Below are 16,783 nucleotides of genomic sequence, written 5' to 3' on the forward strand. Positions count from 1 at the left end.
CCGCCCGTGAATACGCAGTGCCTATCTCAAGAACCGGCCTTCGATCGACCAGCGCGCGGCGAGGAAATTCAGCACCGCCGCCACCACGACGCCGCCGATCTTTGCCGGCCAAACTCCGACGGTAGCGGCAAACAGCGCGATCGAAAGGCTGGAGACACCGAGCGAAATCAGCGCCCCTAGCGAGGCGAAACGAAGGAAGGCGTCACGCAGCCGAATGGCTTGATTGCGCTCGAACGCCCAGAAGCCGTTCGCCACGAACGAAAAGCTGACGGCGATGAACCAGGCAACGATGTTGGCGGGCACCGGCGGCATCTGCAGCTTGAGCAGCAGGTAGAAGCTGGCAAGGTCGATGGCCGTGTTGGCAAGTCCGACGATGGCAAAGCGGACGATCTTGTTGCCGGTCGAACGCCGGGGCTGGTCGGCGCCGCTCATCCCTTGCCATCCATGATTGCGACACCGGCGCGGGCCAGGCTGGCGCCGAAATCGTCCGATGCCAGGACCGCGAATTCGACCTCGCGCACGCTTTGCATCGGGTCACGCGCGCGCAACGTCTCGTCGACATGGCCGGGGTGGCACATGAACAGCCCCCGTTCCGGCAATGCCTCGACGGCGGCCTGCAGCACGGATGCGAACTTTTCGGGCCGCCGCCAGTCATAGATGCCGGCGAGCGGTTCGAAGACGGTGAAGCCGGCATGCTGCATGGACCGGTTGAACCCGACGGCGAGCGCTGCGATCGCGGCGACTTTCGGCGCCGTGCCGGCCAGTGCCGGCGCGCCGCGCAGCGCCGGCCTGTCGGCTTCGTCGTGCAGACGCGCGCGCAGCCATGTGCGCACGACGGGAAGAAAATGCACATGCTGATGCCCGTCGACGAAATCGGGGCGGCGCCCGAGTGCTTCGACGAAGCGGCTGTACTGGGCGTCGAGTTCGGCATGCACATCGCGGTCGTCGATGCGGCCGCGCAGAACAGGCAATGCCAGCGAGCGGAGTGGTGGCAGCCGGCCTTCCGGCGCCAGGCTCGACCGGCCGGTGACGGCTGGCTGGTCGGTCAAGGTAAGATGCAGCCCGACCGCGACACGGCCACACAGGGGCTTTATGCGCTCAGCCTCCTGCGCCCATTGCGCAAAGCCGGTCATGCAGCTGGTACCGGTCAGGCGCCCACGATCGAGCAGGTCAAGGATCGCGGCGGAAACGCCTGGCGCCAGGCCGTAATCGTCGGCGATCAGGCGGATGCGCCGCGTCATGCCTCGCGAGCGCCCGGTGCCAACCTGTCGGGAGCGACGTCGCTGCGTACGACATCGCGCACGATATAGACCGGTCGATCCTTGCTTTCGCTGAGCGTGACCCAGACATATTCGCCAATCAGCCCGAGAAGGGTCAGGTTGAGGCCGCCGAGCAGGACGACGGCGACCAGCAGGCTGGGATAGCCGGGAACGGCAATGCCGTAGAAGATCACCTCGAAGAACACCTTGGCGCCGTAGACCGCGCCGGCAAATGCGGCAAGCAGCCCGCTGAGGCTGATCAAGCGTAGCGGAATGACGGAAAAGGAGGTGAAACCTTCCAACGAGAAGGCGATCAGGTTGAGCCGGCTCCATTTCGACGTGCCGCTGGCGCGGTTCTCCGGCGAATAGGGCAACGCCTTCTGGCGGAAGCCGGCCCAGGCAAACAGGCCCTTGTTGAAGCGTCGTTTGTCACGCAGGCTGGTCAGCGCACGCGCCACGGCACCGCGCATGACGCGAAAGTCGCCGGCATTTTCGGGAATGTCGAAACGCTGGCTGCTGTTGATCAGGCTGTAGAAAAGCCGCGCCAGCTGACTGCGTCGCCAACTGGCCTCACGCCTGTCGTTCTGCGCGTAGACGACATCGATGTCGGGATGCTCCACCAACTCGGCGATCATCTTCAGGCTGATGTCCATCGAATGCTGGAGGTCGGCGTCCATGATCAGCACCATGTCCCCGCGCGACTGGTCGAGGCCGGCGAGCACGGCCACTTCCTTGCCGAAATTGCGGCTGAGGCGGACGATCTCCCATGACCCCGTCAGCACCTGCGAAAACCGTTTGGCGCCATCGTCGCGGCTGCCGTCGTCGACCAGGATCTTGTGCACGTCCATGCCGAAGCGCTCTGCCACCGCTGCCTCCAGCGCGGCAAGCAACTCGGCGAAGGCCAATGCCGACGGCGCCTCGTTGAGGAACGGCGCGACGATATCGAGTACCGGCCGCGACTCAGCCATTTGCGACCCCCGCATTCACCACCTTTTCTCCCGCCTTGGCCCAGAACCACCAGATCAGGGAACAGGCGATGAAAGCAATCGCGATCGGCCTGAACCAGGGGTAGAGGAAAGCATGCACATGTTGCTCGACGCCGGTCAGCCCGGTCGCGAACAGCGCCGTCGACAGCACCGAGGCGAGGACTCCGCCTCGTTCCTCGCGCCACAAAAGGGCGATGGCGAGCCCGGCAGGCACGGCGATCATCGCATAGGTGTTGGGCTCGACGCGCGGATTGAAGACGCACATGTAGAAAGTGGCTGTCAGGAAGATCGCCAGCCCGGCCGTCCCCCGTTCGAGCTTGCGATCGAACCAGAGCACGGTCGAGAGCGTCAACAGGCCGGCCACGAAGCGCACCGCCGTGGCGCCGGATTCCGCGATGGGCATCCCCGCCGCCGCAAAAGGCGCGGTGAAATCGGAGGCAACAAAGCGGCTGGTCTTGTCGACCGCCATCGAGGTCAGCATGCGGGCGAAATCAAGATACTGGCCGTTCAGATAACTGGCTGGCGCGAAAGCATAAGGTATGGCGAGCACGACCAGCACCGCCAGCACCAGCACCGGGATCAGCCGGGGGCGCAGCCCTCCTGCCAACAGCAGCATGATGATAGCGGTCGGCTTGGCGATGACGGCCAGCGAAGCCCAGAAGAAGGTCTCGGCGCGCCGACCTTCAAGCGCCGAAAGCGTAAGGAGCCAGCAGGCGCCGGTCAGCAGTATTGTCGATTGTCCGTTGCGGATCGCGCCGAGCGCCAACGGCAGAGCGAGGAAGAGACCGAATGAAAGCAGCCAGGTCAGTTGCTGACCGCCGAGCTTGCGAACCTGCCGCATTGCGGCAAAGGTCAGCACCGCGAAGCCGAGGGCATGCCACACCAGGCCGCCCAGATGGGGGCCCAGCTTCAGCAGCGGAACATAGAGCGCGGCAAAAGCCGGCGCGTAGAGATACCCCATCTGGGAGCCAAGATTGTAGAGCGGCCGGCCGGCCAGAAATTCCTCGCTGCCAAATCTGTAGGCCCCCAGCACCGAATGCGTGTCCGGCGACCACAGGACCATGACAAGAACGATCAGGAACGCTCCGATCCACATGCTAAGTCCCAAACGGTCGAAAACCGGGTTGGCAATCGTCATCAAGTCACTCCACACCACCCCGAAACAGGCCCTTGCCCGCGCCGTCAGGCATTCGATGGCGGCGGCATATCACGGACAAAGCGGCGCGGCATAGAGGGCTGAAAGAGTGGATGGTGCCCCGACGGCACCGGCGGCAGCCGGACATCGCCTTTTTTGGCGTCGAGAGCGTCTGGAGGCTTCGTGTTCGAGCTTCGGGCACCTTCATGCTAAGGCCGGATGAACACCTTGCCGTTGGGCTTGGCCAGTTCCGCCGGCACCCGCGCCATTGCCTCGGCGAGCGGCACCACCGCCGTCACATCGGTCGACCAGCGCCCATCGGAGAACCGTTTCTGCGCTTCCAGGATCGCCGGGCCGCGGCGGTCGCGAAACTGGCGCATCCACTCGCTCAGCCAGAAACCCTCTATGTGCTTGTGCTGGAAGATCAGTTGGCCGGGTTCACGGATGATCGTGGCTTCGGGATCGAGCCGCCCATAGATGATCCAACGCGAGCGCTTCGGCATGACGTCGAAAATGGCAGAGGCAAGCGGCCCGGTGACCGCGTCGAGGAAGATGCGCGGCTGTTCGGCCTTCATCACCTCGCGTAGCGCCGTCTTGAAATCCGGCGCCTTTTCGTTGAGGACGTACGCCGCGCCACGCTCCTTCAGAGCCGCGATCTGATCGTCGCGGCGCACCGTGACGATGGGTCGAAAACCCGCTTCCCTGGCCAGGCCGATGATCAGCTTGCAGAGTTGGCTGGCGCCGGCGGTCATGACGAAGGCCTTTTCGCCCTCTTCTGTGACGATGTCGTACATGGCGAGCGCGGTGAGCGGGTTGACAATCATCGCCGCTCCATCCTCGTCGCGAACGGTGTCGAGCAGGGGGATGCAGACCACCGCTTCCGCAACGGCATATTCGGCCCATGAGCCCCAGTTGCTGACGCCTGTGGCGAAAGCGACGCGCTTGCCGACGAGGCTCTTGGGATAGGGCTCATCGCCACCGGCGACGACGGTGCCGACACCCTCGAAGCCGGCCGGCTGGCCCTTGGCGCGCGGCTGGCCGTACTGGCCCTTGATGAACATGACATCGGACGGATTGATCGAGGCGAGGCTGACCTTGATCAGCACCTGCGTTGGCCCCGGCATCGGCACCGCGATGCTGCCCGGCTCGAGATAGGGCTCCATCGCTTCCAGCGCACTGCCGGAAGGCGTCCTGGTGTAGCCGTCGCCGACAAGCAGCAGCGCCTTCATTTCGGAGGGGACGGTCATCGGAACACTCCTTGCTCGGACCTGCCGGCGTCGCCGGGTGACGAATGCCGGCGCTCAAACCTTTTCTTGCGTGTATTTCTTCAGTTCCGTCCGCGCCACCTGGCGGCGATGCACGGCGTCAGGCCCATCGGCAAGGCGCAATGTCCGCAGATGCGTCCATGAGCGCGCCAGCGGCGTGTCCTGGCTGATGCCTTGCGCGCCGAACATCTGCACCGCCTCGTCGGTGACCTTGAGCGCGACGCGCGGCGCAATCACCTTGATCTGGCTGATCCAGGGTGCTGCGGCGCGCGCATCGCCCTGGTCGATCATCCATGCCGCCTTCAGGCAGAGCAGCCGCGCCATCTCGATCTCCATGCGGCATTCGGCGATGATGTCGAAATTGGCGCCGAGTTTTGCCAAGGGCTGGCCGAAGGCCTCGCGGCGCACGGAACGCTGGCACAGCAGCTCCAGCGCCATCTCGGCCTGGCCGATGGCGCGCATGCAGTGATGGATGCGGCCGGGGCCGAGCCGGCCCTGCGCGATCTCGAAACCCCTGCCCTCGCCGAGGATCAGGTTCGATGCGGGCACACGCACATTGTCGAAGCGAAGATGCATGTGGCCGTGCGGCGCATCATCGTCGCCATAGACCTGCATGGCCCGGACCTTGGTCACGCCCTTTGCGTCGGAAGGCACCAGGATCATGGAATGCCGCCTGTGTTTCGGCTCTTCGTCGGCACCGGTCCTAACCATGACGATGTAGATGGCGCAGCGCGGATCGCCGGCGCCGGAAGCCCACCATTTCTCGCCGTTGAGCACATAGTCGCCGCCCTGGCGCTCACAGCGCATCGCAATGTTGGTGGCGTCGGACGAGGCGACATCCGGCTCGGTCATCAGGTAGGCCGAGCGGATCTTGCCGTCTAGCAGCGGCTCGAGCCACGCCTTCTTGTGGTCGGCCGATCCATACCGTTCCAGCACCTCCATGTTGCCGGTGTCGGGCGCCGAGCAGTTGAAGGTCTCGGCGCCGAGATGCGCCTTGCCCATCTCCTCGGCAAGATAGGCGTATTCGACGGTGGACAGGCCGTAGCCGCGCTCCGAGCCGGTCAGCCAGAAGTTCCACAGGCCGCGCTCCCGTGCGGTCTTCTTCAGCCCTTCGAGGATTTCACTCTGGCGCGCGCTATGGACCCAGCGGTCGCCTTGCTTGCCCACTTCGCCGAGGAATTCCTTGTCGAGCGGCATGATCTCGTCGCGCACCATGGCCGCGACGCGCGCGTGGATCGGCTTCAACCGCTCGGTCATGCCGAGATTCATCTCCGTCATCGCTAAACCTTCATGCAGGCCAGGCATTTTACACGTGGCAAGGATGACCGTACTTCGGATAGCCTTGTCAACGCGAACTGTTTTGCCTGCACACCGAGGCCCGCATACCAAGGTAGGGCGCGGAGGATTGTGATGAGCTATCTGGACGAGCTGTTTTCGGTGGCCGGCAAGACCGCGCTGGTGACGGGAGCGGCGACCGGCATCGGCCGCATGGCGGCAACCGCGCTGGTGAGGGCCGGAGCGAGCGTCATGATCGCCTCGCGCAAGGGCGAGGATTGCATCAAGGTCGCCGGTGAACTGAACGGGCTTGGCGCACCGGGCCGGGCCGAAGGCTTCGCCGGCGATGTCTCCAGCGAAGCCGGCATTGCCGCACTCGTCGCCGAGGTCAAGGCGCGGACCGACCACCTGAACATCCTGGTCAACAATGCCGGTGTATCCTGGGGCGCGCCGCTGGAGAGCTTTCCCTATTCCGCATGGGCGAAGGTGCTCGGTGTCAATGTTACCGCGGTCTTCCATCTGACGCGCGAATTGCTGCCGCTGCTCGATGCCGCCGCCAGCGATGCCGATCCGGCCCGGGTGATCAATCTTGGTTCGGTGATGGGCACGCAGCCGCTGGCCGACGACGCCTATTCCTATACGGCGTCGAAGGCCGCGGTTCATCATCTGACGCGTACCCTGGCGCTCGAATTCGCCGCCCGCCGCATCACTGTCAACGCCTTCGCCCCCGGCCCCTTCCAGAGCCGCATGACGGCTTTTGCCACCGGCACGCAGGAACAGGCCGCACATGTCGGCAACCACGTTCCGATCGGCCGTATCGGCGCACCGGATGACATTGCCGGCGCAACACTCTATTTGTGCAGCCGTGCAGGCAGCTATGTTACCGGCGCCATCCTGCCGATCGACGGCGGACAGTCGGTGCAGCATGGGCTGACCTTGTTCAAGGAATAACATTTTCCGGCCGGAGCCGGGGGTGAACTGGAGGACATCCGCGTGGAACCGATCAGTCTCGATGTACTTCTGGCCAGTGTCGGCAAGGAAGTTGGCGTGTCGCCGTGGCGGGTAGTCACGCAACGCATGATCGACCAGTTCGCCGACGCCACCGACGACCACCAGTTCATCCACTGCGATCCGGAGCGCGCCATGCGCGAGACGCCGTTCGGCGGCACAATCGCGCATGGCTTCCTGTCGCTGTCGCTGTTGTCGGCGATGACCTTCGAGACCATGCCGCCGTTGGAAAACGGCAAGATGGGCGTCAACCACGGCTTCGACTCGCTGCGCTTCCTGGCGCCGGTGAAGACCGGCGCGCGCATCCGCACCCGTTTCGTGCTGGCCGACGTCAAGGTCAGGCCGTCGGGCTGGGTACAGACCGCGCATGACGTGACGATCGAGATCGAAGGCTCCAAGAAACCGGCACTGACCGCTCGCTGGCTCACGCTGACCCTGATCGAACGCCAGCCCGAGACGGCATGAACGATCCGAACGTTCTCGACCAGGCAGCACTGGCGCCTTATCTCGAGGCCAGCATCCCCGGCTTCACCGGGCTCCTTTCCATCGAAAAATTCAAATCCGGCCAATCGAACCCGACTTACCTTTTGACTGCGCAAAGCGGCCGCTACGTGTTGCGCGCCAAGCCGCCCGGGCAACTGCTGAAATCGGCCCATCAGGTCGACCGCGAATTCACCGTGATGAGCGCCCTTGCCGGCACCGCCGTGCCGGTGCCCAGGATGCTGCATCTGTCGGCGGAGGACTCGCCGATCAGTCGTATGTTCTACGTCATGGATTTCGTCGACGGCCGCATCCTCTGGGATCCGGCGCTGCCGGAGGCCCGCGACAACGACGAACGCGCCGCCATCTACGATGCCATGAACGCTACGCTTGCGGCGCTGCACGATGTCGATGTCGGGGCTGCGGGTCTCGTCGATTTCGGTCGGCCGGGCAATTATTTCGAGCGCCAGCTGGCCCGCTGGACCGCCCAGTATCGCGCCTCGGAAACCGGTACCATCGCCGATATGGACCGGCTGATTGCCTGGCTTGAGACGCATAGGCCCGCCGACGACGGCCGCGTCTCTCTGGTGCATGGCGACTACCGGCTGGACAATCTGATTTTTGCCGCCGACCAGCCGACGGTTCTGGCGGTGCTCGACTGGGAATTGTCGACGCTCGGTCACCCCTTTGCCGACATCGCCTATCAATGCATGCAATGGCGCCTGCCCCACGCCTCGGGCTTTCGTGGCCTGGGCGGCATCGACCGTCGCGCGCTCGGCCTGCCCTCCGAAGAGGACTATGTCGTCGCCTACTGCCGGCGACGCGGGCTGGACGGCATCGGCGACTGGACCTTCTTCCTGGCCTTCTCCTTCTTCCGGCTGGCGGCGATATGCCAGGGCGTTTTCAAGCGGGCATTGGACGGCAACGCCTCCAATCCCGAAAAGGCCAGAACCTATGGCGAGGCGGTAAAACTGCTTTCGCATCTCGCCGCGAAATTGATCGGCAAGGAGGCGTGATGGGCCGTTTTGCGGGAGCAACCGTGCTGATCACCGGTGCGACCGGCGGGCTTGGCCGGGGTGCGGCGAAGGGCTTTGCCGCTGAAGGTGCGCGGCTGGTGCTGTCGGACATCGACGAAAGGGCGCTGGCCGAACTTGCAGCCACGCTGCAGGCCGAAACGGCGACCCTTGCCGGCAACATCGCCGACGAAAAACTATCCGAGGATCTGGTCAGGCTGGCGGTCGAGAAATTCGGACGGCTGGATGTCGCCATCAACAATGCCGGCATCGTCCAGAGCTTCGTGCGCTTGCCGCAGGTCCCCTCGGACGAGGCCCGCCGCGTGCTGGAGGTCGATTTGCTCGGCGTCTTCTATGCCATGAAGCATCAGATCCCGCAGATGGAGCGGCAGTTCAAGGCGACCGGCAAGGGCGGCGCCATCGTCAACATCGCTTCGGCCGCCGGCCTGTCCGGCGCGCCGAAACTCTCGGTCTATTCCGCCGCCAAGCACGGCGTCATCGGTTTGACCCGCTCGGCGGCGGTCGAATACGCCACCAAGGGCCTGCGCATCAACGCCATCTGCCCCGCCCACACGAGGACGGCGATGGTCGACAGCTTCGTGCGCGTCTCCGGCGCGCCGGAAGCGGAGGCGTTGGCGGAGCTGACGCGTGGCGTGCCGATGAAGCGGGTGGCGGAAGTCGACGAAATCACCACCGCCATCCTGTTTGCCGCCGATCCGGCAAACTCCTTCATGACCGGCCATGCGCTGGCCGTCGACGGCGGCATCGGTGCGATCTGAAGCATGCCGTTTGGGAACCTGTCGCGCCCTTGTCCGTTTTCGTACAGCGTATATAATTTAGCCAGGTACCAACCAACCAAAGGCACGAGATCTTGCCGCCGAGCGTCCAGACACGCCGCGAGAAACAAAGGGCCGAACTGCGCTCCGAGCTGGTCGAAGCCGCGCACAAGCTCGTCCAGGAAGAAGGCTATGAAGGCCTGACCATCCGCAAACTGGCCAAGCGGGTCGGCTACGCGCCGATGTCGGTCTATTCCTATTTCGCCGACAAGCAGGACATCCTGTTCGCCCTGGCCGAGGATGCATTCGAGACGCTTGCCCGCCGCATCGAGGAGCATTCGTCCGACGATCCGATCGAGGCATTGCAGGCGGTCATGACCGAGTATGCGGCTTTCGGGCTCGGCAATCCCAACGAATACCGCACCGTATTCATGACCGAAAAGACCAAGCTGCCGGAAGGCAGGAGCTACGAGGACATGGAAGAGAGCAACCCTGCGATGAACGCGCTGATCAGCAGGGTCGAGGCCTGTGTCGCCGCCGGCAAGCTGCAGGGCGACCCGCGCGCCATCGCCACCATGCTGTGGGCGGTCGGCCACGGCACGATCTCGCTGCTGATCACCTTTCCGTTCTATCCGTTCGGCGACCCGCAGGCTTTCGTGAAGCGGATGTGCGATTTCACGCTTGCCACGCTGAGCACGCAGACCGTGCCGCCGCTGACCGAAACGCCGGTCAAGTGCTGAGCGGCATCCTTCACAGGCTCTGACAACACGACCAACGTCCGGTTGGAGTGCTCGGCTGCGCCAGAACGCCGCGATTTTTGGCGTTCAATAAAAGTTCAATAAAATTCATTCGTACATGTACGTTTCTGACTTGAACGACGGCATCGCCAGACGTATATGTACGCCGTATCGTACACGTACGGAAAAAATTCAACGGTCGAAAACGGAGACTGACGATGAAAACGACACTCCTCACCCTCGCCGCCGTGCTGGCACTTTCGGGCTCGGCCTTCGCCGCCGGCGCCACCCATCCGGTCAAGCAGGCACCGGCTGCGACCTGCGTCGACACTAGGACCCATGTGAAGCTCGATTGCGCTCCGACCGGCTCGGTCGAGAAGCAGGGTTCCACGGAAAACACCGCTGACGGCAAGGGCCCGCGGCTCGGCATCAGCATCAATCCGTGGATCGTGCCCAGCACATTTTGAGACAAAATCAAACGCCGAGGCCGGCGCAAATTGAAAGCCGGCCTGGCGAGCAGTTTGGTCTAAGCGACGCCACCTCGGTTGGCGGCACCGGACTGGCCCAGTCGAACGCTGACGCGTAGCCCGGCCTGGCCCATCAACTCAGGCCCTTGTCACCGTCGGCATGCAGGCGCAGCCCTTTCTGGACGATCTTCTCCTTGGCGGCGTCCGTCGGCACGTTCGGCGCATTGGTGATGCCGGACCAGGCCGGCGCCGGGTTGTGCGCCCAATGCACGGCGTTGCGCAGCACCTGCTGCACGCCCTCATTGTGGTAGATCGGGTAGGTTTCGTGGCCGGGCGAAAAGTAGAATATCCTGCCGGCGCCGCGCTGGTAGGTCAGCCCGGACCGGAACACCTCGCCGCCCTCGTACCAGGACACGAACACCGTCTCGAGCGGCTCCGGCACCGCGAACGGCTCGCCATACATCTCCGTCTCGCCAATCTCCAGGCACTCGCCGATGCCCTGCGCGATCGGATGGCTGCGGTTGATCGCCCAGACGCGCTCGCGCTCGCCCGCCTCGCGCCATTTCAGCGAACAGGGCGTGCCCATCAACCGCTTGAATATCTTCGAGTAGTGGCCGGAATGGAGCACGATCAGCCCCATGCCTTCCCACACCCGCTTCTGCACGCGCTCGACGATCTCGTCCTTGACCTCGCCATGCGACCTGTGGCCCCACCACAGTAGGACATCGGTGGTGGCCAGGCGCTGTTCGCTCAAGCCGTGCTCGGGTTCCTGCAAGGTGGCGGTGGTCGCCTCGATACCCTTGTCCTGGTTGAGCGCCGCGGCGATTGTGCCATGCATGCCCAAGGGATAAAGGTCGCGCACGGCGGCATTGGTCTGCTCGTGGACGTTCTCGCCCCAAACGATGGCTTTTGTCGGCATTTTTCTCTCCCAAAGCGCTTTAAATAGCATGCCCGATGGGATTGAGAAGGCCCGATCCGGCCTGGTCCGATGGAAACTACCTCGTCCGCTTCTTGCGGCCGGCCACGGTCTTGGCCTTGCCCGGCTTCGCGGGACCGCCGGGGATGGCCGTCCCGGTTATCGACACCGGATCGCTGGCCGGAAAGGTGTCCTCGAGGCCTTCCTCAAGTTCTTCTTCGGCGCTCGAGCCCTCGTGCTTCTCATGTTCGAGCGAACGAACGGCAGGGCTCTTCTTGACCGGCGACTTCGGCGCGGAATTCGACGGCATCGGCATTCTCCCTCGGCGTGCGGATGCAGAACGAGCGTGCCCYGCAAAACGTTCCGAGTTCAGACCGCTGCGTCTCGCGATCCCTCGGACAGGAAAGTAAAGACATAGTCCGAGAAGGAACGCCAGCACTCGACCCTGAAGCCATCGGCCGCCGTGCGCAACAGCACGATCTCGGCCTTGCCCAGGATCGTGCGCGAAGCCGCTCCGACCGGGAAGGCATCGAGCGACAGATCCTGCGGGCAGCCAGAATTGATCGCCGCGGCCGCGCCGGCGCCCGTCACTCCGATCGCGATGTTGCGATGCGAGATACCGACGGCCGAATGGAGGGCGGAAACCGCCGCGCAGTCGGCGAGCGGATCGTTGCTGGCCTCATCGATAACCAGCCATTCGTCGGGACCAAGCCACAGAGCGGTGCGGCCGGCCTTCGTGGCCGAGGTCTTCGGTTTTTTCGGCAAGGTCACGCCAAGCGCCTTGGAAAGGGCGGCAGTCGAAGCCTCCGGCGCGCGCAGCGAGATGCGCTCGGCCGGCGGCAGCACCTCGACCTTGGCGCCAGTCGCGGCGGTGCTGCGTCCAGCTAGCGCCGGACGGCGCTCGACCGAAGGCGATGCAACCGAAGTCGTCTTCTTTGCAGCGGCTTTAGCCATTGAGGCGCCCTCCCGTCTCGTCGAAGAACACCATGCCGGAAACCTCCACTTCGATCACCCCGTTCGGCATCGGCACGTAGAGAGTGTCACCCATGCGGTCGCGGCCGCCGGCGACCAGCGCAAGGGCAATCGAGCGGCCGCAATTTTCCGACCAATAGCTCGAGGTGACGTGGCCGATCATCTTCATCGGGATCGCCTGCTTTGGATCCTCGACGATCTGAGCGCCCTCTTCCAGCACCACCTTGGGGTCCTTGGTCTTGAGGCCGACCAGTTGCTTGCGGCCCTTGGCGACCAGATCCGGCCGCGCCATGCCGCGGATGCCGACGAAATCGGCCTTTTTCTTGCCGACCGCCCAGTCGAGAGCGGCATCGTTCGGCGTCACCGTGCCGTCGGTATCCTGGCCGACGATGATGTAGCCTTTTTCGGCGCGCAGCACGTGCATCGCCTCGGTGCCGTAGGCGGCCGCACCATGCTTCTGGCCCTCGGCCCACAGCGCTTCCCAGACTGCCTGGCCGTAGTCGGCCGGCACGTTGACCTCGAAGCCACGCTCGCCGGTGAACGACATGCGGAACAGCCGGGTCGGCACGCCGCAGATCTTGCCTTCGCGCACCGACATGTGCGGCAGCGCCTCGTCGGACATGTCGATGCCTTCGACCAGCGGCGCGATGATGTCACGCGACTTCGGTCCCTGTACGGCGATGACTGCCCATTGCTCGGTGATCGAGGTCAGCCAGACATTGAGTTGCGGGAACTCGGTCTGGAGATAATCCTCCATGTGGTTCATGACGCGCGGCGCGCCGCCGGTCGTCGTCGTCACATGGAAGCGGTCTGGCGCCAGCCTGCCGACGACGCCGTCATCATAGATGAAGCCGTCCTCGCGCAGCATGATGCCATAGCGGCAGCGGCCTGGCTCCAGCTTCTCCCACGGATTGGTGTACAGCAGTTCCATGAACTTGGCCGCATCCGGCCCGACCACTTCGATCTTGCCGAGCGTCGAGGCATCGAACAGGCCGGCCGTCTTTCGCACCGCGACGCATTCGCGGTCGACCGCGGCGTGCATGTCTTCACCCCCCTTGGGGAAATACCAGGCGCGCTTCCACTGTCCGACATCCTCGAACACGGCGCCTTGCGCCTCGGCCCACGGATGGATCGCCGTCTTGCGCGTCGGGTCGAACAGCGGCCCGCGCGAGTGGCTGACGATCGCGCCGAAGGTGACAGGCGTATAGGGCGCCCGGAACGTGGTCAGGCCGACTTCCGGGATTGGCTTGCCAAGTACTTCGGCAGCAATCGCTAGGCCGTGCATGTTGGAGGTCTTGCCCTGGTCGGTCGCCATGCCGTTGGTGGTGAAGCGCTTGACGTGCTCGATCGAGCGCATGCCTTCATGCACCGCCTGGCGGATATCCTTGGCGGTGACGTCGTTCTGGAAATCGACAAAGGCCTTGACCGTGGTGTCCGGCCCGGCGCCGGGGGCAGCCCCCAGCATGCCGCGCGACCAGCTCTCTGAGGCGTCGACCTTCGGCTTGTTGCTCTTGGCGGTTTTAGCAGCGGCATCTTTCGCTGCCTTCTCGCCGGCCGCATAAGCCTCGTCGATCGTCGCCGACAGCCCGTCGGTGCCGTTGCAGGCGCCGACCGAGACGCAATCCTGCGCATAGGTGCCCGGCACGAAGCGCTTGGTCTCGTCGTTGAAAGCGACCTTGCCGCGCGACTGCGAGAACAGATGCACCGACGGCGTCCAGCCGGCCGACATCAGGATCGCATCGACCGGGATGGTGCGTTCGCCACCGCCATTCTTCGGCTGCACGGTCATCGACGACACCCGCAATTTGCCACCGGCGCGGATCACCGCGCGGCCGAAATTGACCTCGATGCCGAGCGCCCTCGCCTCGTCGATCACCGGTCCGGTCGGATGGTCGCGCAGGTCGACGATCGCCGCCACGTTGACGCCGGCCTTCTTAAGGTCGATCGCCGCCGCATAGGCGGAATCATTGGCGGTGTAGACGCCGACATTCTTGCCGACAGCGACGCCATAATGGTTGAGATAGGTGCGCGCCGCACCGGCCAGCATGATGCCCGGCCGGTCGTTGTGGGCGAAGACCATGTGCCGTTCGATAGCGCCGGAGGCCAGCACCACGCGCTTGGCCCGCACCTGCCACAGCCGCTCGCGCGGCAGGTCGTGGCCGGGGGCGGAGAGATGATCGCTGACGCGCTCGACCAAGCCGACGAAATTCTGCGCGTAGTAGCCGAAGGCCGTGGTGCGCGGAAGCACGCGGACATTGCCCATGCCTTGAAGCCTAGCAATCGCCGCCTGCGCCCAGGCAAAACCGTCCTGGCCATCGATCCCGGCGCCGGTCTCGAAACGCAGGCTGCCGCCGAACTCTGCCTGCTCGTCGGCGAGGATGACGCGCACGCCGGTCTCGGCCGCGGCGAGTGCTGCCGCGATGCCGGCGGCACCGCCGCCCAGCACCAGCACGTCGCAATGCGCATAGCGCGACGAATAATGGTCGGGATCAGGTTTATCCGGGGAAATGCCAAGGCCGGCCGCGGCGCGGATCTTCGGCTCGTAAAGGCTCTTCCAGGCCGCTTTCGGCCACATGAAGGTCTTGTAGTAGAAACCGGCAGAAAACAGCGGCGACGCGATGTCGTTGACCGCGCCGACGTCGAAGGACAGCGACGGCCAGCGGTTCTGCGACTGTGCTTCAAGCCCGTCATAGAGCTCCTGCACGGTGGCCCGCACGTTCGGCGTCTTGCGCGCCGCGTCACGCTTGATCTCGACCAGCGCGTTGGGCTCTTCCGCGCCCGCCGACAGGATGCCGCGCGGGCGGTGATATTTGAACGAGCGGCCGACGAGATGGACGCCATTGGCAAGCAGCGCCGAGGCCAGCGTATCGCCCTCGATACCGGTGTAGGACTGGCCATCGAAGTTGAACCGCGCGGTCTTCGCCTGCTTGAGGCGACCGGCACCGGGAATGCGGAACGCGCCGCTCATTTGGCAACCACTTCGTTAGAGATTATGGGCAGCTTCGACGGCTTCGGTTCGCCGGCCTTGTAGGTCATGATGAACTTGTCGGTGACGGTGTCGCGCACCGCATTGAAGAAGCGCGCGCAGCCATGCATGTGCCGCCAGCGCTCATAGATGATGCCCTTGGGATTCGAGCGGATGAAGAAGAACTTTTCGAAATCGTCGTCGCTCTCGCCAGCCATGTTGGCCGAGCGCGCGATATGCGCCTCGCCGGCGTTGCGGAACTCGAGTTCCGGGCGCTCTTCCTCGCAATAGGGGCAGCGGATGAGAAGCATTTGGTTCGTTCCTACAATTCGCCGTTGCCGACATGAGCGCCGGCGGGTTGGTCGCAAAGCCTCTGGCCCATGGCGGCAAAAGGCGCGACGAGCCGGATGCGCTCCTCCACGCTTGCGGCCGGACGAAACAGGTCGCGGTACGCCATGTTGCCGATGGTGAGTTGCATCGGATCGGTCGTGACGATGACGCGGCGCGGCTCGAATGTGTCGTCCTCATCCTGGTCGGAAGGCATGTTCTCCAGGAACATGACCACCTTCTGGCCGCCGCTCCACACGCAGGCCAGGATGCCGTCATCGACGGAAAACGGCCAGTTGGCCTCGTTCCCGGCGCGGCTGATCGGCTGCGTGCGCACTTCGTCCGCCGAGGGAAAATGGAACATGCCCTGTTCCCCCGCCAGCATCAGCGGCATGGCGACAGCCATCTGCGCCATCATCAGTGCGCCACCGCCGCCGCCGCCGCCTCGTCGATGAGTCGGCCGGTGCGGAAGCGCTCGATGGTGAAGGGCGCGTTGATCGGATGCGGATCATCCTTGGCGATGGTGTGGGCAAAGACATGGCCGGAGCCCGGCGTCGCCTTGAAGCCGCCCGTGCCCCAGCCGCAATTGACATAGAGGCCGGGCACCGGCGTCTTGGCCAGGATCGGCGAGCGGTCGGGTGTGACGTCGACGATGCCGCCCCATGAGCGCAGCATCTTCATGCGCGTGAAGATCGGGAACATCTCGCAGATGGCGTCGAGCGTGTGCTGCAATATGTGCAGGCCGCCGGTCTGCGAATAGGAGACGTACTGGTCGGTGCCGGCGCCGATGACCAGCTCGCCCTTGTCGGACTGCGAGATATAGGCATGCACCGTGTTCGACATCACCACGCAAGGCACCACCGGCTTGACCGGCTCCGACACCAGCGCCTGCAGCGGATAGCTTTCCAGCGGCATGCGCACGCCGGCCATGTTCATGATGACGGACGAGTGGCCGGCGGCAACGACGCCGACCTTCTTGGCGCCGATGAAGCCGCGCGTCGTGTCGACGCCCATGACTGCGCCATTGGCCGCCCGCTTGACGCCGGTGACCTCGCAATTCTGGATGATGTGGACGCCGCGCGCCGAGGCGCCGCGGGCATAGCCCCAGGCCACGGCATCGTGGCGCGCCGTGCCGCCGCGGCGCTGCAAGGCCGCACCGACGACGGGATAGCGCGCATCCTTGGAGGTGTTTAGCGGCGGGC

19 protein-coding genes are annotated in these 16,783 nt (G+C 64.6%); 6 read left to right on the forward strand and 13 right to left on the reverse strand.

Features of this window, described 5'->3' with window-relative positions:
- Nucleotides 1-21 precede the first annotated feature (21 nt).
- The 6 genes from ACXJ7R_RS02135 to ACXJ7R_RS02160 all read right to left on the reverse strand — a co-directional run bounded on the left by ACXJ7R_RS02135 (nt 22) and on the right by ACXJ7R_RS02160 (nt 5,923).
- A complete protein-coding gene (locus tag ACXJ7R_RS02135; protein WP_095084614.1) occupies nt 22-432 on the reverse strand; it encodes a GtrA family protein in 411 nt (136 codons plus the stop codon).
- Nucleotides 429-1,241 (reverse strand): ChbG/HpnK family deacetylase, encoded by an 813-nt coding sequence (locus ACXJ7R_RS02140; RefSeq protein ID WP_457150367.1) that lies wholly within the window; start codon nt 1,239-1,241, stop codon nt 429-431. Before ACXJ7R_RS02140 ends, ACXJ7R_RS02135 begins: the two co-directional genes overlap by 4 nt.
- A complete protein-coding gene (locus ACXJ7R_RS02145; protein ID WP_457150368.1) occupies nt 1,238-2,227 on the reverse strand; it encodes a glycosyltransferase family 2 protein in 990 nt (329 codons plus the stop codon). Before ACXJ7R_RS02145 ends, ACXJ7R_RS02140 begins: the two co-directional genes overlap by 4 nt.
- Nucleotides 2,220-3,383 (reverse strand): glycosyltransferase 87 family protein, encoded by a 1,164-nt coding sequence (locus ACXJ7R_RS02150; RefSeq protein WP_457150369.1) that lies wholly within the window; start codon nt 3,381-3,383, stop codon nt 2,220-2,222. The genes ACXJ7R_RS02145 and ACXJ7R_RS02150 overlap by 8 nt, the downstream gene beginning before the upstream one ends.
- Nucleotides 3,384-3,589: 206 nt before the next feature.
- On the reverse strand, nt 3,590-4,627 hold the full coding sequence (locus tag ACXJ7R_RS02155) for a zinc-binding dehydrogenase (RefSeq protein ID WP_457150370.1): 1,038 nt from the start codon (nt 4,625-4,627) through the stop codon (nt 3,590-3,592).
- 54 nt (nt 4,628-4,681) lie between these two features.
- Nucleotides 4,682-5,923: an acyl-CoA dehydrogenase family protein gene (locus tag ACXJ7R_RS02160; RefSeq protein ID WP_457150371.1), complete on the reverse strand. Its 1,242-nt coding sequence runs from the start codon at nt 5,921-5,923 to the stop codon at nt 4,682-4,684.
- A gap of 132 nt (nt 5,924-6,055) precedes the next feature.
- Here ACXJ7R_RS02160 and ACXJ7R_RS02165 point away from each other — a divergent pair, with 132 nt between their 5' ends.
- From ACXJ7R_RS02165 to ACXJ7R_RS02190, 6 genes are all read left to right on the forward strand, one after another.
- A complete protein-coding gene (locus ACXJ7R_RS02165; protein ID WP_457150372.1) occupies nt 6,056-6,871 on the forward strand; it encodes an SDR family oxidoreductase in 816 nt (271 codons plus the stop codon).
- A 36-nt stretch (nt 6,872-6,907) separates the two neighbouring features.
- Nucleotides 6,908-7,393: a MaoC family dehydratase gene (locus tag ACXJ7R_RS02170; protein WP_378922604.1), complete on the forward strand. Its 486-nt coding sequence runs from the start codon at nt 6,908-6,910 to the stop codon at nt 7,391-7,393.
- Nucleotides 7,390-8,424: a phosphotransferase family protein gene (locus ACXJ7R_RS02175; protein ID WP_457150373.1), complete on the forward strand. Its 1,035-nt coding sequence runs from the start codon at nt 7,390-7,392 to the stop codon at nt 8,422-8,424. Before ACXJ7R_RS02170 ends, ACXJ7R_RS02175 begins: the two co-directional genes overlap by 4 nt.
- Nucleotides 8,424-9,200, forward strand: a complete 777-nt coding sequence (locus ACXJ7R_RS02180) for an SDR family NAD(P)-dependent oxidoreductase (protein WP_457150374.1) — start codon at nt 8,424-8,426, stop codon at nt 9,198-9,200. The genes ACXJ7R_RS02175 and ACXJ7R_RS02180 overlap by 1 nt, the downstream gene beginning before the upstream one ends.
- Nucleotides 9,201-9,292: 92 nt before the next feature.
- A complete protein-coding gene (locus tag ACXJ7R_RS02185; protein WP_457150375.1) occupies nt 9,293-9,937 on the forward strand; it encodes a TetR/AcrR family transcriptional regulator in 645 nt (214 codons plus the stop codon).
- Nucleotides 9,938-10,152: 215 nt separating this feature from the next.
- Nucleotides 10,153-10,401 carry a DUF680 domain-containing protein gene (locus ACXJ7R_RS02190; RefSeq protein WP_457150376.1) on the forward strand — a complete coding sequence of 83 codons (249 nt, stop codon included), beginning with the start codon at nt 10,153-10,155 and terminating at the stop codon, nt 10,399-10,401.
- Nucleotides 10,402-10,534: 133 nt separating this feature from the next.
- On the opposite strand, the gene ACXJ7R_RS02195 is transcribed toward ACXJ7R_RS02190, so the two are convergent.
- From ACXJ7R_RS02195 to ACXJ7R_RS02225, 7 genes are all read right to left on the reverse strand, one after another.
- Complete coding sequence (locus ACXJ7R_RS02195; protein WP_457150377.1) at nt 10,535-11,320, reverse strand: ThuA domain-containing protein; 786 nt, start codon at nt 11,318-11,320, stop codon at nt 10,535-10,537.
- A 76-nt stretch (nt 11,321-11,396) separates the two neighbouring features.
- Nucleotides 11,397-11,627, reverse strand: coding sequence for a hypothetical protein (locus ACXJ7R_RS02200; RefSeq protein WP_457150378.1), 231 nt, complete (start codon nt 11,625-11,627; stop codon nt 11,397-11,399).
- Nucleotides 11,628-11,686: 59 nt separating this feature from the next.
- Nucleotides 11,687-12,271, reverse strand: a complete 585-nt coding sequence (locus ACXJ7R_RS02205; protein ID WP_457150379.1) for a sarcosine oxidase subunit gamma — start codon at nt 12,269-12,271, stop codon at nt 11,687-11,689.
- Nucleotides 12,264-15,257: a sarcosine oxidase subunit alpha gene (locus ACXJ7R_RS02210; RefSeq protein ID WP_457150380.1), complete on the reverse strand. Its 2,994-nt coding sequence runs from the start codon at nt 15,255-15,257 to the stop codon at nt 12,264-12,266. Before ACXJ7R_RS02210 ends, ACXJ7R_RS02205 begins: the two co-directional genes overlap by 8 nt.
- The gene (locus ACXJ7R_RS02215; RefSeq protein ID WP_457150381.1) at nt 15,254-15,565 is read right to left on the reverse strand and encodes a sarcosine oxidase subunit delta; all 312 of its coding nucleotides are present in this window, start codon (nt 15,563-15,565) and stop codon (nt 15,254-15,256) included. The genes ACXJ7R_RS02210 and ACXJ7R_RS02215 overlap by 4 nt, the downstream gene beginning before the upstream one ends.
- 11 nt (nt 15,566-15,576) lie before the next feature.
- Nucleotides 15,577-15,999: a hypothetical protein gene (locus tag ACXJ7R_RS02220; RefSeq protein WP_095084629.1), complete on the reverse strand. Its 423-nt coding sequence runs from the start codon at nt 15,997-15,999 to the stop codon at nt 15,577-15,579.
- A partial coding sequence (locus ACXJ7R_RS02225) for an FAD-dependent oxidoreductase (protein WP_457150382.1) occupies nt 15,999-16,783 on the reverse strand: 785 nt, incomplete at its 5' end. The genes ACXJ7R_RS02220 and ACXJ7R_RS02225, both read right to left, overlap by 1 nt.

This window comes from Mesorhizobium sp. P5_C1 (assembly GCF_054049815.1).